The sequence below is a fragment of the Kaistella sp. 97-N-M2 genome (assembly GCF_021513235.1).
Lineage (GTDB): Bacteria > Bacteroidota > Bacteroidia > Flavobacteriales > Weeksellaceae > Kaistella.
Genome location: NZ_CP090976.1, coordinates 1587286 through 1601347, shown reverse-complemented (window position 1 = coordinate 1601347; position 14062 = coordinate 1587286). Strand labels below are relative to the sequence as shown.

The following is a 14062-nucleotide window of genomic DNA, read 5'->3' as shown; positions in this document are numbered from 1 at the left end:
ATGAAAATAATTTTTATCTATTATTCAAAATTTATGCACATTTGTATTCCAAAAAATAAATAAGCGATGAGGAATTTTTTAACAATACTTCTTCTTATTTTTATTTTTAACGGAGCTGCGCAGCAACCGACCATGATGACACCGGAAGTCAATTATAATTTCCCGAAAATTAAGTCTTCCATTTCGATGCCCGTGAAAATTCCACTTGCGGAAATCGGGAACCTCATCAATGCTTCCGTTGGAAATTTAATTTTCGAGGACGATTCTTTTAGCGATAACAATAATGATCAGTTCAAGGTAAAAGTCTGGAAAACGCGGCCCATTCGCTTAGTGGGCGGCACAAAACAAAACCTTCTTATTGAAGTTCCATTAAGAATCCGCGCAGAAAAGGGCATCGGATCATTCGGAATTTACACGTATCAAAATACGACTTTCGAAACGGTAATGTACTTTAATTCGCAACTCACGTTCAACAATAACTGGACAATGGCGACCCGCACCACGCCCATGGGCTTTAAATGGGTGACCAAACCCGTTTTGGATTACGGTAAGATTCAGATCCCGATCACCTCGCTTGTTGAAAACAGTTTAAAGCAGCAACAAAAGGATTTCTCGAAAAAAATTGATGAAATGATGCTCACGCAACTAAACTTTCAGCAGTATGCCATCATGGCCTGGAACCAGTTTGCGCAGCCTTTTAATATCTCCGAAGAATATGATACATGGTTGAAGATTACGCCGGTGAGCGTTAATATTTCCCCGCTCATTTTCTATGGAAATCAAATTGATGCAAACATCGGTATCGACACGTACTCGGAAACATTTTCCGGACAGAAGCCCGCGGCCTCGCCCACCATCAGAACGATTGCAAATTTTAATTCCGTGCAGACTTTGCCGGAAAAATTTCTGCTGCAAACCACTGCCAATATTCCGTTCACAGAAGCCACGGTTATCGCGGAGAAAACGTTTCTTGGCAAGGAATTCGACTTTCGGGACGGCAAATCAAAAATTAAAATCACCGCCATTAACGTTTCGGGCGAAGAGGATCGGGTTGCAATTGAAGCAACAACAGAAGGCGCCGTTGAGGGAATTTCGTCTATTACGGGAATACCGGTTTACGATGCGGTGAAGCGCAAAATTGTGCTGAGCGACACGCGTTTTAAACTTAAAACAAAAAACATCCTCTACAAAGCCGCCACCCTTTTATTTCAGCGTAAAATCGTAAACATGATCGAAGACGAATACGGAATCCCGACGGCTGATCTGGAAGATTCTTCCAAAAACAGCATCGAGGAAACCTTTAATAAAGAATATTATAAAGGCTTGAAAATGCAGGGACGCGTTTTTAAACTTACGCCGTCTCAAATTATATTAAATCCCGTCGGAATTACGGTTGTTATTAATACGGAAGCACAGTTGAAACTATTGGTAAAGGGATTGTAATTTTACGACGTTCGCCTTCGCAGAATCAATTCTCAGGGAAAATTTTAAAATAAATTTTTACCCGAAAATAAAAAAACCTATATTTGCAAACCCAAATGGTTCTTTGGCCGAGTGGTTAGGCAGTGGTCTGCAACACCATCTACAGCGGTTCGAATCCGCTAGGAACCTCCATTAAGCAAGTAGCTGATTTACAGTTACTTGCTTATTTTTTATATCTTCTTATATTTTTTAACATATCCTTAACACTGCATTGGTTACGTTTTTGGCTATACCCCCAAGAAGAATACTAAATGTTACTATTCAATTTATCATTTCTCAAAAATTAAGATTATGAATGCAACCAACGTAATAACACAGATAGAAGATAAGAAGCAGGCTGTAAAAGGCTTTTTTATAACAGGCGCAATGTCGATGTTACTTTTAGCGGCATGTACGAAAGACAATTCTGTCGCTGAAAAATCTTTGGATCAGCAGAAAATGGAATTTCAATCCAGACAGCTGGAAATTGAAAAACAAAAATTAGCCATCGAAAAAGAAAAAATGGCGTACGAAACACAAAAAAAAGCCGACAGTATTGCAGAAGTCAGCAAGGCGCAGGCCGCTGCAAAACCTCAGGTTATTCGTGAGACAAAAACGGTTTACGTAAACAATACGCCGCGCGCCGCAAGTTCTTCCGGATCCACTAACAATGGAAGCTATGCCGGAACTTCGCAGGGAACAACTCAGAAAAAAGGAATGAGTAAAGCCGCCAAAGGAACCATTATCGGAACGGTAGGTGGTGCCGCTGCCGGTGCGATTATCAGCAAGAAAAACCGTGGTCTTGGTGCAGTAGTTGGAGGCGTGGTTGGTGGTGCAACTGGTTATACGATTGGCCGTGCAGGCGACCGAAAAGACGGCAGAGTACAACCCAGAAATTAAGAAAACAACTTAACATACAGAAAGATTGCTTATTTTTAAGCAATCTTTTTTTATGGTATACATCGTCTTCATGCTCCTTGTTTTGCTTCCGGTTTTGGCTGGGTGGGGCAGAATTTTTTCCCACTTGTTTGGAGCGATTTTCTCGGGAATTTCTTTCTACTTATTGGCTGGTATATTTACCGTGGCTACTCTGTTTACGCTTCTTTCTTTCTTCCTTCCCTTAAATATTTATGTTGAAGGCGGCACCTTGGCCGTTGGACTTTTATCCTTTTTTTACTTTAAAATGTACCGTGACTTCCGGCTTTTTCTCGCACGAAACGCGCTGTATTTTATTCCCCTTTCTCTGGTTACAATTTTATTTGGCTCCTATTTTCCTTTTATTCTGGATCATTTCGGGTATTACGTTCCCACCATTAAATGGCTTTCGGAGGTTGGTATGGTCAGAGGAATTTCGAACCTCGATTTACTGCTCGGCCAAATGTCCGTATGGCATATTTTTCAGGCGGGATTTTCAAATTTCAGCGATCCTTTTTTGAGGATTAATGTTTTAATGCTTCTCGTTTATGTCGTTTACATCTTCGAAAAACACTCGTGGCTTCATTTCATTTTCCTGCCCTTTTTATTTTTTTTCTGCCAGTCTCCCAGCCCCGATTTACCGGTGATCGTTATTTCTCTGATGCTCACCAACGAATTTCTACACTTCAATAAAAAAATCACGCTGCTCTTTATTTTTTCGGTGTTTGTGTTTGTAATAAAACCGACAATGGTGTGGCTGCCCCTTTTCGCCTTGCTTTATGGAGTTGTAATTTTAAAAGTCCGTTTAAAAGTAATCATTCCCGGCATCCTTTTACTGCTGCTGTTTTTTATGAAAAATGTCTGGACTTTTGGCTTTCCGATTTTTCCTCTGGAGCTTTTCGATTTGGGTTTTTCCGGGCAACCGAATGCTGAATTGCTTCGAAATTCCGCCGAAATGGCAATCATGAAAACCTACGATATGCAGTATGCGTTTTCGGAAATTGAGCGATTTTCGAAACTCGATTACCTTAAAAACTGGCTTTTTTTGAGTGGAATTAAAGGAAAAATCCATTTTGCTTTTCTTTTGGGTTTGATCACCTTTTTACTTTTTTGCGTGAAAAGAAAGTCCAGGATTTTGTGGCTGCTTTTTATTTCGATTCTTTTCAAAAGTATTCTGGTTCTCTTATTTTCTGCGCAGTACCGCTTTTTTCTCGACGTTTTCTTGGTTATCGTTTTGGTAATTTTTTACGAAACTGTTTCGAAAAAAATACCCCTCATCACTTTTTCCTGCCTGTCGGTTTTAGGATTGCTCTTTCTAAGTTTTCCGGGCCAATTGAAAGATTTAATACCAAGTTTTAAACTCGGTAGTTTCATGACGGGTTTCAACACAAATCAGTTTTACAAACCGTCTCATTTTGAATTAAAAAAATACGAAACCCATCAAATCGGGAATTTAAAATTTAATGTCGTGCAGGATTATCCTTTCAGTTTTGATACACCTTTGCCGGCGATTTCTCCAGCTTTTATTCAGGAAGATGTAGATGCGGGAATTTTTCCGCAGTTAAAAGGAAATTCACTGAAAGACGGATTTATTTGGCGAAAAATTTCCGCGGAAGAAAAGGAAAAACTCAAAATAATTTTAAAAGATCTGCCGCGCTGAAAACCTAGTTTATTCACGCGCACTCCTCTTACAAAAATCAAAATATCTGCGTAACTTTGTAACATGTTCAATTTAGGAAATTTTCTTTCTCTTTCTACGTTTGGCGAAAGTCATGGCCCCGCATATGGCGGAATTATCACCAATTTTCCGGCTGGTTTCAAGGTTGATCTCGACGAAGTTCAACATCAACTCGACCGAAGAAAGCCCGGCCAGTCTGCCATCGTTACGCAACGCAAAGAAAGCGACACCGTGAAGTTTCTTTCCGGTATTTTCGAAGGGCAATCCACCGGCACTCCCATCGGTTTCCTCATCGAAAATGAAAACCAAAAATCGCGGGACTACGATCACATTGCCAAAGCCTATCGGCCAAGTCACGCAGATTTTACGTACGACCAAAAATTTGGAATCCGCGATTATCGCGGTGGCGGCAAGTCTTCTGCGCGCGAAACCGTGAACTGGGTGGTGGCCGGAAGTTTAGCAAAGCAACTGCTGCCGGAAGATGTGGAAATTAAAGCTTACGTTTCTTCTGTGGGCGAAATTTTCTGCGAAAAACCCTATCAGGATCTAGATTTTTCGAGGATTGATTCCAATGATGTCCGGTGTCCCGACGCGGAAACGGCAGAGAAAATGATTTCGAAAATTAAAGAAATAAAAAAGGAAGGTAACACGATTGGCGGCACCATCACCTGCGTGATCAAAAATCTTCCCATCGGCGTGGGCGAACCGGTTTTTGGAAAACTTCAGGCCGAACTGGCAAAAGCAATGCTCAACATCAACGCCTGCAAAGGTTTCGAATATGGAAGCGGTTTTTGCGGCGCCAAAATGACGGGCAAAGATCATAACGATCTGTTCAACGAGGATTTCACCACGAAAACTAATCTTTCCGGCGGAATCCAGGGCGGAATTTCCAATGGAATGGATATTTATTTTCGCGTCGCCTTTAAACCCGTCGCCACAATTTTGCGTCCGCAGGAAAGTTTCGACACGCAAGGAAATGCGGTAACCGTTGAAGGAAAAGGCCGTCACGACCCTTGTGTCCTGCCGCGCGCCGTTCCGATCGTCGAAAACTTAGCGGCTTTTGTTTTAGCCGATCTTTTTCTGATCAACAAACTTCGCAAATATGATATGTGACCAAAATCGCTTACTGATAAAAGGTTTTGACCGAAATTTTTATAAATCAAAAATAATGAAAGACTACTGGCAAAAAGCCTTAACCTTCGAGGAATATCTAAAAATCGCGGAAGAACGCGCCCAAAATAATCCCAATAAAACTGATCCGTATCAGGCCTATTACGAGTTGGGACTTAACCGCATGCGCCGCACTTTAAAAAAATACCAAGTGGATGAAGCGCAACTTTCAAACCTGAAAGAAAAGAACTTCGCGGGAAAAGTCCTCATCATCACCGAATCGTGGTGCGGTGATGCAAGTGCCACGGTGCCGGCCGTTTCGAAATTTTTTGAAGCTGCAGGCAACGAGGTGAAAATATTTTTAAGGGATTCGGATCAGACTTTGATCAACCGGTTTCTCACGAACGGCACGCAGTCGATCCCAATTGTTATCCTTTTAAATGAAGATTTTACGGTGCAGAGTAATTGGGGGCCGCGGCCACAATACGGTTTGGATCTGCTGAAGAAATTTAAAGAAAATCCCGAAACCTATCCGCTCGAAGAATTCTATAACGATCTGCAGGTCTATTATGCCAAAAACCGCGGCAAAGATGCCATTGAAGAAATTTTAAATTTACTCTAAAATGAATTTTCTAAGAAAAAATATTTTAAATATCATCGTCATCGCTTTTATCGCGGTGCTCTTTCTTTTTCCGGAGGTAAAACTCAAACTGAAGGATCTCTTTTTTCCCGTTGCCGCCATAGAAAACGCGGTTACGCTGCAGGATTCTGACATGGATATTGAGCTGAAAGGCATTAACGCACCCAACACCAATCTGAAAAATTTAAAAGGAGATAAACTTATTTTCCTGAATTTTTGGGGAACCTGGTGTCCGCCCTGCCGCGAAGAATGGCCCACAATCCAGAAACTGTACGATTCGAAAAAAGGAAAAATAGACTTCGTGCTCATTGCGATGCAGGATGAAGAGGAAAAAGTGGTGAAATTTATGAAGGACAACAATTATTCGGTGCCCGTTTATATTGCGCAAAGCCCAATTTCCAACACGGTTTTGCCGAAGGTTTTCCCGACCACTTTTCTGCTCGATAAAAACGGCCGCATCCTGTTAAAGGAAGATGCTTCCAAAGACTGGAACAGCAAATCCGTACACCAATTTATCGACACCTTCACGAAATAATTAACAAAAAGTTACGAAATCGTGGTACAGAATTTGCGAATTCCAGCGTGTTTTAAACATATACACGAAAAATGAAAGTATCAAAAATTGCATTAGCAAAAGAAGCATTCAAACACAAAGGATTCATCCGAAAGATACCCGTGATGGTCCGCATGGTGCGCTCCATCATGTCGAAAGGCGGCTATAAACCCGAGTTCAAAAACGTGGTTTTGCCTGCTCTTGTTCTCATTTATTTAGTCTCACCTTTAGACATTATCCCGGATTGGATTCCCGTTATCGGCGTTTTGGACGATCTGGCTTTACTCGCCTTCGCCATGCCGATGCTGATTTCCGAGGCAGAAAAATTTGTCGCCTGGGAAGCCTCTTTAAGGCCGGACAGAGATGCCATCGAGGCCGAGATTGTCGGTTAAACTTTAAAATCCAGCCATTCAAGAAATTGAATGGTTTTTTTTGGAGCATCGGGTGCCGTCTTTTTCCGGCTGGTAGTGCGCGCTCTACATTACAATATTTTGCGGGTTTTTTTGGCGCGGCTTTGCCGCGCCAAAAAAACCCGCAGAAGGATTTCCATTGCGATCACGGCTAGAATTCCGCGGCGTCTTCTTGCAAATCGATGCTTATTGCCTTCAACTCAATTTATACCAATCACTCAATTCCCCCAACCACAATAGCAAAAGAAGGTATCTTCCGTGAAACATTCGTGCACTCCGTGCTATAACCCGCCGTCGGAGATAAATTTAATGCCTCTTAATTTCTTAATGTGCAAATTTCCCATTCCTTGAATTTTTCTTCAAGGTTCCCTTTCTCACGCCGTCCAATTCAAAAAAAATCAGGAAATTAGCCGCGTGAAAAAACTCATCTCCATCGTCGGCACCACCGGAATCGGCAAAACAAAACTCGCCATCGAAATCGCAAAACATTATGCGACCGAAATTATCTCCTGCGACTCCCGTCAGTTTTTCCGCGAAATGACCATCGGCACGGCAACGCCCTCCAGAGAAGAACTTGCTGAAGTTCCGCATCATTTCATCGGCAATCTGTCCGTAGAAAATTATTATTCCATCGGCCAGTTCGAAAAAGAAGCCATTCAAAAAATCGAAGAATTATTCACCCAGCATGACGTCGGCGTTTTAGTCGGCGGCAGCATGATGTACGAAAAAGCCGTTCTCGAAGGCCTCAACGATTTACCCGAAGCCGACGCCCGCAATCAGAATAAATTAGAACAGATGTTACGGGACGAAGGGATTGAAAAGCTCCAACAGATGTTGCAGGAATTAGATCCGGATTATTTTGGAACCGTGGATCAGGATAATCCGCGCCGGCTTTTCCGTGCGCTCGATATTATCTGGCAAACCGGAAAAACCTACACCGAAAACATCGCCGGGCACGTCCAAAAGCGCGATTTCGACGTCATCAGAATCGGCATTGAAGCGCCCCGCGAAATCATCTACGAAAGAATCAACCAGCGCGTCAATAAAATGTTGGCGGAGGGATTGGTGGAGGAAGTAAAATCGCTCCTTCCTTTTAAAAATAAGCTGGCATTAAGAACCGTCGGCTATTCCGAACTCTTTAAATATTTTGAGGGCGAATGGACTTTGGATTTCGCGGTAGAAGAGATCAAAAAAAATTCGCGGCGTTTCGCAAAGCGCCAGTTAACGTGGTACCGAAAGGAAGAAAATATCCACTGGGTAAATTTTGAAAATTCGGTCGCAGAATCCTTATCTTTGCTGAAGACTTTAATTTAAAAAAAATACAATGGCAAACACACCTTCCAATATGCTCGCCCTCGGTACCAAAGCTCCTTTTTTTGAGCTGCCGAATCCCTCGCACAACAACGAACTCGAATCGCTTCACGATTTAAAAGGCGAAAAAGCCACGCTTATCATTTTCATGTGCAATCATTGTCCGTTCGTGCTTCACATCATCGATAAACTGGCGGAACTTTATGAAGATTATCAGGAAAAAGGCATCGAGTTTATTGCCATTAACGCGAACGACGCCGATAAATATCCCGCAGATGCGCCCGATAAAATGGCGGAATTTCAGGTGGAAAGAAAATTCGATTTTCCGTATCTCTTCGATGAAAGTCAGGCGATCGCAAAAGCCTACGACGCGGCCTGTACACCGGATTTCTTTCTTTTTGATGAGAAACTGGATCTTATTTACCGCGGCCAGATGGATGATTCCAGACCCGGAAATACGAAAGAAATTACAGGTGAGGATTTAATCATCGCTTTCGAAAATGTACTTGCCGGCGAACCGCAGGACGAATCCCAACGACCAAGCATGGGCTGCGGCATCAAGTGGAAATCGTAGAAAAGACAGACTAAATAAAAAAAAGCCAGCTTTAAGATTGAATCACATTCTTAAGCTGGCTCTTTTCTTTTTCTTTGGCTCTTAAAAGAAAGGATTATGTTTTTTCTCAAAACCTATAGTCGTAGGATTTCCGTGGCCGTTGTAGACTTTTGTGTCTTCGTCTAAAATAAATAACTTTGTTTTGATGCTGCTGAGCAATTCTTCGGAATTTCCTTTATACAGATCGGTTCTTCCGATGCTTCCTTCAAACAGAACATCGCCGGAGATCACCAATTTTTCTGCCGCGTTGTGAAAAGCAATGTGCCCGGGCGAATGTCCCGGAACGTGCAGAATTTCGAACTCGTCTTTGTCTAATTTTAAAATTTCAGTTTCTTTTACGTAGTGAATTTCGCCGTCGAAAGGTTTAAAGAAAAATCCAAAGCGGTTTGCGTCCATGGGATTTCTGTCCAGAATTTCCTTTTCGGTTTGGTGCATGAGAACCGGAACTTCATATTCGTCAAACGCCTTTTGCAAACCCAAAACATGATCGATGTGCGCATGCGTTAACAGAATATTCTGAACTTTTAACTTATTTTCTGCAACAAATTCATTTAAAGTTCGGGTTTCTTCCGCGCTAAAATTTCCCGGATCGATGAGGAATGCCTTTTTATTTGCATTGAAGACAACATAGGTATTCTCTGAAAAAGGATTAAAAGCGAATGATTTTATGGTGATCATAAGTGGTGTTTTTAAATCGGGACAAAAATACGATTTTAAGTTTGGCCCTTTAAATTGTACAAAAATTTGGCGCAATTTTCATTATCTTCGTCTCAATGAAATATTTACAAATCTTCCTCCTCTTTGCATGTATCGCTCTTTCGGGGCAGCAGATCCGAAGCGTGCAGCTATTTAATCCAAAAACCAACGACGAAACTCCCGTTATCGGCTTCAACGAACAGCTGATCCTGAAGTTCGACGACCTGTCCAATTCCAGCACCATTTACCGGTACACGCTGAAACATTTCGACAGAAACTGGCAGGACGACGGTCTTTTTTTTACGGAATATGCGAACGGAAGTCTGAATGCCCTGATCGATCAGTTTCAATATTCCTTCAACACGCTGCAACCGTACACGAATTATACTTTAACTTTTCCAAACAGAAAAATTCAACCTAAAATTTCGGGAAATTTCGAGATCGTGGTTTATCTGGATTCGGCGGATAAACCTTTGTTCACGAAAAGATTCTGCGTTGTGGAAGGCGGCGCCAATCTCGCGCTGAATATTACACGAACCGCCGATGCGAGGAATCCGGAAATTAACCAGCGCGTGGAAGTTCAGGCTGTTGGAAACAACGCGTCTTTGATCCAGAATGTTAATTCGGTAAGTTTAAATGTGGTGCAGAACAACAACTGGAATATCGCGCTTTTCAATCAACGGCCCAGCGCCACTTTAGGGAATAAGTTGCTGTTTCAGCAGATTAATCTTGCGTTTCCGGGAAACAACGAGTTTTATTATTTCGACAATAAAGATATGAATCAGGCTTTTGACATGGTTTCGGGTGTAGAACGCATTGAAAATCAAAACTTCACCTATCTTTATCCGGTTTGGGCTTTTCCGTTGAGCTACCAATACCAGCCCGACGTGAACGGCGCCTTTTATTTCCGCAGAAACGATCTGGGAATCGAGCGCGATGCCGATAAAGAAGGCGATTACTCCTGGGTTTACTTCGCCCTGGAGTCGGAGAAAACGGATAAGGAAATTTATGTTTTAGGAAGTTTTAACGATTTTATCCCGTCCAACGTAAACAAAATGACCTACGACGAAAAGTCCAAAAGTTTAGTCGCCAGAATTTATTTGAAACAGGGATTTTACAACTACATCCTGGCCACGAAAAATACGGACGGTTCTTTAAATTTCGGAGAAATCAACGGGAATTTCTGGCAGACGGAAAATCTGTACCAGGCATTTTTATATTACCGTCCTTTCGGCCGAAATTATGATGGATTGATTGGTTACGGGGAATTCCGCGCACCGGTGAGGTAAATTATTTAGTAAATCTCTTTTGAAGACTTTATACCAAATAAAAATCGTGCAGCTTTTCTTCGCACAGCGTTTTCACTACCTCGATCCACCGGTCTTCGTCATTTAAGCACGGAATGTAATGGAAGTTTTCTCCACCGCCGTGCTCAAACTGCTCTTTTCCTTCCACCGAAATTTCCTCCAGCGTCTCCAGACAATCCGATACAAAAGCCGGACAAACGATCGCCAGATTTTTAATGCCTTTTTTGCCCAAACCTTCCAAAGTTTCATCCGTGTACGGCTCCATCCATTTGTCATTTCCTAATCTGGACTGAAACGTTACCATCACTTTCTCTTTCGGTAAATTCAGTTTTTTAATCACTTCTTCCGTTACTTTAAAGCACTGATGGCGGTAACAGAACTGATGACTCGGATTGTCCTCGCGCGAACAGCAGTCGTTTAAGTTACACGTATTCGTTGGATCCGTTTTGTAGATATGTCTCTCGGGAACGCCGTGATAAGAAAACTGCAACGCGTCGAAATGCTCCGGTAATTTCTCCCGGATGCTTTCTGCCAGGCAGTCGATATAAATTTCGCGGTTATAAAATGGCTGAATATAATTAATTTTAATATCGGGGAAATATTTTTTCCGAACTTCCTCAGCTTTCTCGATCACCGTTTCCGTTGTGCTCATCGCGTACTGCGGATAAAGCGGGAACAAAACAATCTCCGTAACGCCTTGCTCTGTAAGTTTGCGGATTCCGGTTTCAATGCTGGGCTCCGCGTAGCGCATTCCGATTTCCACGGGAACGTCGACCACTTTTTCCAACTTTTTCTTAATGCGTTCAGTGATGAAAATTAACGGCGAACCTTCGTCGGTCCACACGGTTTTGTACGCTTCGGCAGATTTTTTCGGACGTGTATTCAAAATGATGCCGCGAACGAGCAAAGCCCGGAAAAACCAGCGGTAATCGATCACTTTTTCATCCATCAAAAATTCGTCAAGATATTCCTTTACGTCTTCTACTTTTGTTGATCGGGGCGAACCGAGATTTACGAGCAAAATTCCTTTCTGCGACATATAATTATTATTTGGGCGCCTTTTTCCGCCTTCCACTCCCGCTTTTTTTGCGCCACTGCGTTTTGCAAAAAAGAGCTCCGTTCAAGTCGGGGCGCGGCCTTGGGTTATTTTTAAAATTGGTAATTTTTAACTAGAACTCTCAAAGTGTATCTATCCGTTTACGGCTTCTACATTTTCTACCAACTCCGGCAAAAACTGTTTCAAAACACTTTCAATACCGCCTTTCAGCGTTGCGGTAGAACTTGGACAGCCCGAACAGGCGCCCTGAAGCAGCATTTTTGCCGTTTTGGTTTCCGCCACATATTCCATTAACGATATTTTGCCGCCATCACCTTCAACAGCGGGTGCCACGTATTCATTCAAAATATCCGAAATTTTCTGTTCGGTTTCAGTATAATCTCTGTTGATTAAATTTTCAACAGGACTTTCATGCTTTTGTGGCTGCAGGTCGGAAATTGTGCCGCCATTTTGAAGATATTCTGCGATGAAGGCTCTTACCGGCACCATAACTTCATGCCATTCCACGGAAACATTTTTCGTCACCGCAACAAAGTTATCCGAAATAAACACTTCTTTAGCAAAGTCGAATTCGTTAAAAATCGCCTGCGCCAACGGAATAGCCGCGGCTTCCTCCTTCAATTTTACCTCCACAAAACCATCCATCAGCATTTTGGTCGAAACAAATTTCATAACCGCCGGATTAGGCGTCATCTCCGAATAGATTTGATACATTTCTCTTTTCTTCTGAAGGTAAAGCCGCGGATTTGCCAGCAGTTCATCTTCGATCACGTTTTTTAAACTTTCTACAACATGCTCCCACTCTATGGTATCCTGTTTCGCTACGGCGATAAAATTAGCAGTAACAAAAATTCTTTCTACAAACGGATAATTGAAAAGTTCCTGAGCCAACGGAATTTCCGAAATATCCGAAGTTCTGTCCAGTTCCAGCGATCCCGGGATCAGGTTGTAATCTGCTACAAACTTCATCACTTTTGGGTTTTCAGTAGGCTCTATAATAATTTGTCTCATTTTATTTCCTTAAATTTGAGTACAAAAATACGGATAAGATATCAGATTCCCGCAGTCCAATTGTAGAAGCTGTCAATGACATTAATACAAAAAAAGGCGGCCATGTGCGTCGCAGTTTTTGAAGGGATAGAAATGATCTGCTTTTTAAAACATCCGTTTCATTTCAGAAAAATTAAAAAAAATTATGGCATTAATTAAAGAACTTTTAGGAAAAACACCGCAAATCGGTGCAGACACTTTTTTAGCGGAAACCGCAACCATAATTGGCGATGTAAAAATGGGAAGCGAATGCAGTGTTTGGTACAATGCTGTAATTCGCGGCGACGTTAATTTTATTACGATAGGCGATAAAGTTAACGTGCAGGATAACGCCATGCTGCACTGTACGTTCGAAAAATTTCCCCTAATTATTGGAAACAATGTATCGATTGGTCATAACGCTATTGTTCACGGTTGCACGGTTCACGATAATGTGCTGATCGGTATGGGCGCCATTGTAATGGACGACTGTATGGTGGAAAGCAATTCCATTATTGGTGCGGGATCGGTCGTGGTCCAGGGAACGCACGTTAAATCCGGCGAAGTTTGGGGTGGAATTCCGGCCCGTAAAATTAAAGATATTTCTACCGAACTTCTGGAAGGTGAGGTTAACCGAATTGCGAATAATTATGTAAAATATTCCTCCTGGTACAAAGTTGCCGGAGAAAAACCGGAAGAAATTTTAGATCTTTAACTTCCGATGAATGATCTGCCTGAACTGTACACCGAACGACTGATTTTAAATCGGCCCACTCTGCATGATCTGGAGGATTTTCTTTTTCACATCAATTCCACCGAAGATTATTCTAAAAACCTTTTTAACATCAGTTTTCCCTTTTCGCCCGAGCAAGCCGAAAAATGGCTGGAACGCTGCGATCTGGGAATCGACTCCGGAGCCTCGCTGCGGTTTGCTGTTCGCGAAAAAGAAGCAGGCAAATTAATCGGTACCATCGGGCTTCACCTTAACCAGGAACATCAAAAAGCAGAACTCGGGTATTGGTTAGGGAAAGATTTCTGGGGAAAAGGATATTTAACGGAAGCTTTGGCAGCGGTCCTAAAACTCGGCTTTGAAGAACTAAATCTTAATAAAATTTACGCCACCCATTTTCTGTATAATCCCGGCTCCGGCAGAGTGATGCAGAAAGCAGGACTGAAATTTGAAGGTTTGCAAAAACAGGAATATTTTCAGCACGGCGAGTTTCTGGACGTTCACCGCTATGCTTTGCTGAAAGAAGATTTTACCTCTTAAAAAAACCTCGTA

15 protein-coding genes and 1 tRNA gene are annotated in these 14062 nt (G+C 42.2%); 13 read left to right on the top strand and 3 right to left on the bottom strand.

The features are described from left to right. The first annotated feature begins 66 nt into the window (after positions 1-66). The 10 genes from L0B70_RS07615 (at position 67) to L0B70_RS07570 (ending at position 8652) form a co-directional block, all read left to right on the top strand. Positions 67-1443 carry a DUF4403 family protein gene (locus L0B70_RS07615; protein ID WP_235141224.1) on the top strand — a complete coding sequence of 459 codons (1377 nt, stop codon included), beginning with the start codon at positions 67-69 and terminating at the stop codon, positions 1441-1443. A 97-nt stretch (positions 1444-1540) separates the two neighbouring features. Further along, positions 1541-1614, top strand: a tRNA-Cys gene (locus L0B70_RS07610). Between the two features lie 159 nt (positions 1615-1773). Next, on the top strand, positions 1774-2361 hold the full coding sequence (locus tag L0B70_RS07605) for a YMGG-like glycine zipper-containing protein (RefSeq protein WP_235141223.1): 588 nt from the start codon (positions 1774-1776) through the stop codon (positions 2359-2361). Between the two features lie 52 nt (positions 2362-2413). Continuing rightward, positions 2414-4036, top strand: coding sequence for an LIC_10190 family membrane protein (locus L0B70_RS07600; RefSeq protein WP_235141222.1), 1623 nt, complete (start codon positions 2414-2416; stop codon positions 4034-4036). 63 nt (positions 4037-4099) lie between these two features. Continuing rightward, the gene (gene aroC, locus L0B70_RS07595; RefSeq protein WP_235141221.1) at positions 4100-5167 is read left to right on the top strand and encodes a chorismate synthase; all 1068 of its coding nucleotides are present in this window, start codon (positions 4100-4102) and stop codon (positions 5165-5167) included. Between the two features lie 55 nt (positions 5168-5222). After that, positions 5223-5786 carry a thioredoxin family protein gene (locus tag L0B70_RS07590; RefSeq protein WP_235141220.1) on the top strand — a complete coding sequence of 188 codons (564 nt, stop codon included), beginning with the start codon at positions 5223-5225 and terminating at the stop codon, positions 5784-5786. A 1-nt stretch (position 5787) separates the two neighbouring features. Beyond that, positions 5788-6339 carry a TlpA disulfide reductase family protein gene (locus L0B70_RS07585; protein WP_235141219.1) on the top strand — a complete coding sequence of 184 codons (552 nt, stop codon included), beginning with the start codon at positions 5788-5790 and terminating at the stop codon, positions 6337-6339. Positions 6340-6410: 71 nt separating this feature from the next. After that, positions 6411-6749 (top strand): YkvA family protein, encoded by a 339-nt coding sequence (locus L0B70_RS07580; RefSeq protein WP_235141218.1) that lies wholly within the window; start codon positions 6411-6413, stop codon positions 6747-6749. Positions 6750-7181: 432 nt separating this feature from the next. Then, positions 7182-8081 carry a tRNA (adenosine(37)-N6)-dimethylallyltransferase MiaA gene (gene miaA, locus L0B70_RS07575; protein ID WP_235141217.1) on the top strand — a complete coding sequence of 300 codons (900 nt, stop codon included), beginning with the start codon at positions 7182-7184 and terminating at the stop codon, positions 8079-8081. 10 nt (positions 8082-8091) lie between these two features. Next, on the top strand, positions 8092-8652 hold the full coding sequence (locus L0B70_RS07570; protein ID WP_235141216.1) for a thioredoxin family protein: 561 nt from the start codon (positions 8092-8094) through the stop codon (positions 8650-8652). Between the two features lie 81 nt (positions 8653-8733). Here L0B70_RS07570 and L0B70_RS07565 read toward each other — a convergent pair whose 3' ends face one another. Continuing rightward, positions 8734-9369, bottom strand: coding sequence for an MBL fold metallo-hydrolase (locus tag L0B70_RS07565; protein WP_235141215.1), 636 nt, complete (start codon positions 9367-9369; stop codon positions 8734-8736). 95 nt (positions 9370-9464) lie between these two features. Between L0B70_RS07565 and L0B70_RS07560 the strand changes: the two genes are divergently transcribed. Beyond that, positions 9465-10676: a DUF5103 domain-containing protein gene (locus tag L0B70_RS07560; RefSeq protein ID WP_235141214.1), complete on the top strand. Its 1212-nt coding sequence runs from the start codon at positions 9465-9467 to the stop codon at positions 10674-10676. 28 nt (positions 10677-10704) lie between these two features. Here the strand turns inward: L0B70_RS07560 and hemH are convergent, their stop codons facing one another. Further along, positions 10705-11733 (bottom strand): ferrochelatase, encoded by a 1029-nt coding sequence (gene hemH / locus L0B70_RS07555; RefSeq protein WP_235141213.1) that lies wholly within the window; start codon positions 11731-11733, stop codon positions 10705-10707. 150 nt (positions 11734-11883) lie between these two features. Then, the gene (locus L0B70_RS07550) at positions 11884-12762 is read right to left on the bottom strand and encodes a NifU family protein (protein WP_235141212.1); all 879 of its coding nucleotides are present in this window, start codon (positions 12760-12762) and stop codon (positions 11884-11886) included. Between the two features lie 184 nt (positions 12763-12946). Here L0B70_RS07550 and L0B70_RS07545 point away from each other — a divergent pair, with 184 nt between their 5' ends. Together L0B70_RS07545 and L0B70_RS07540 are read left to right on the top strand one after the other, a co-directional pair. Beyond that, a complete protein-coding gene (locus L0B70_RS07545; protein WP_235141211.1) occupies positions 12947-13495 on the top strand; it encodes a gamma carbonic anhydrase family protein in 549 nt (182 codons plus the stop codon). Between the two features lie 6 nt (positions 13496-13501). Next, positions 13502-14050: a GNAT family N-acetyltransferase gene (locus L0B70_RS07540; protein WP_235141210.1), complete on the top strand. Its 549-nt coding sequence runs from the start codon at positions 13502-13504 to the stop codon at positions 14048-14050. The last annotated feature ends 12 nt before the right edge of the window (positions 14051-14062 follow it).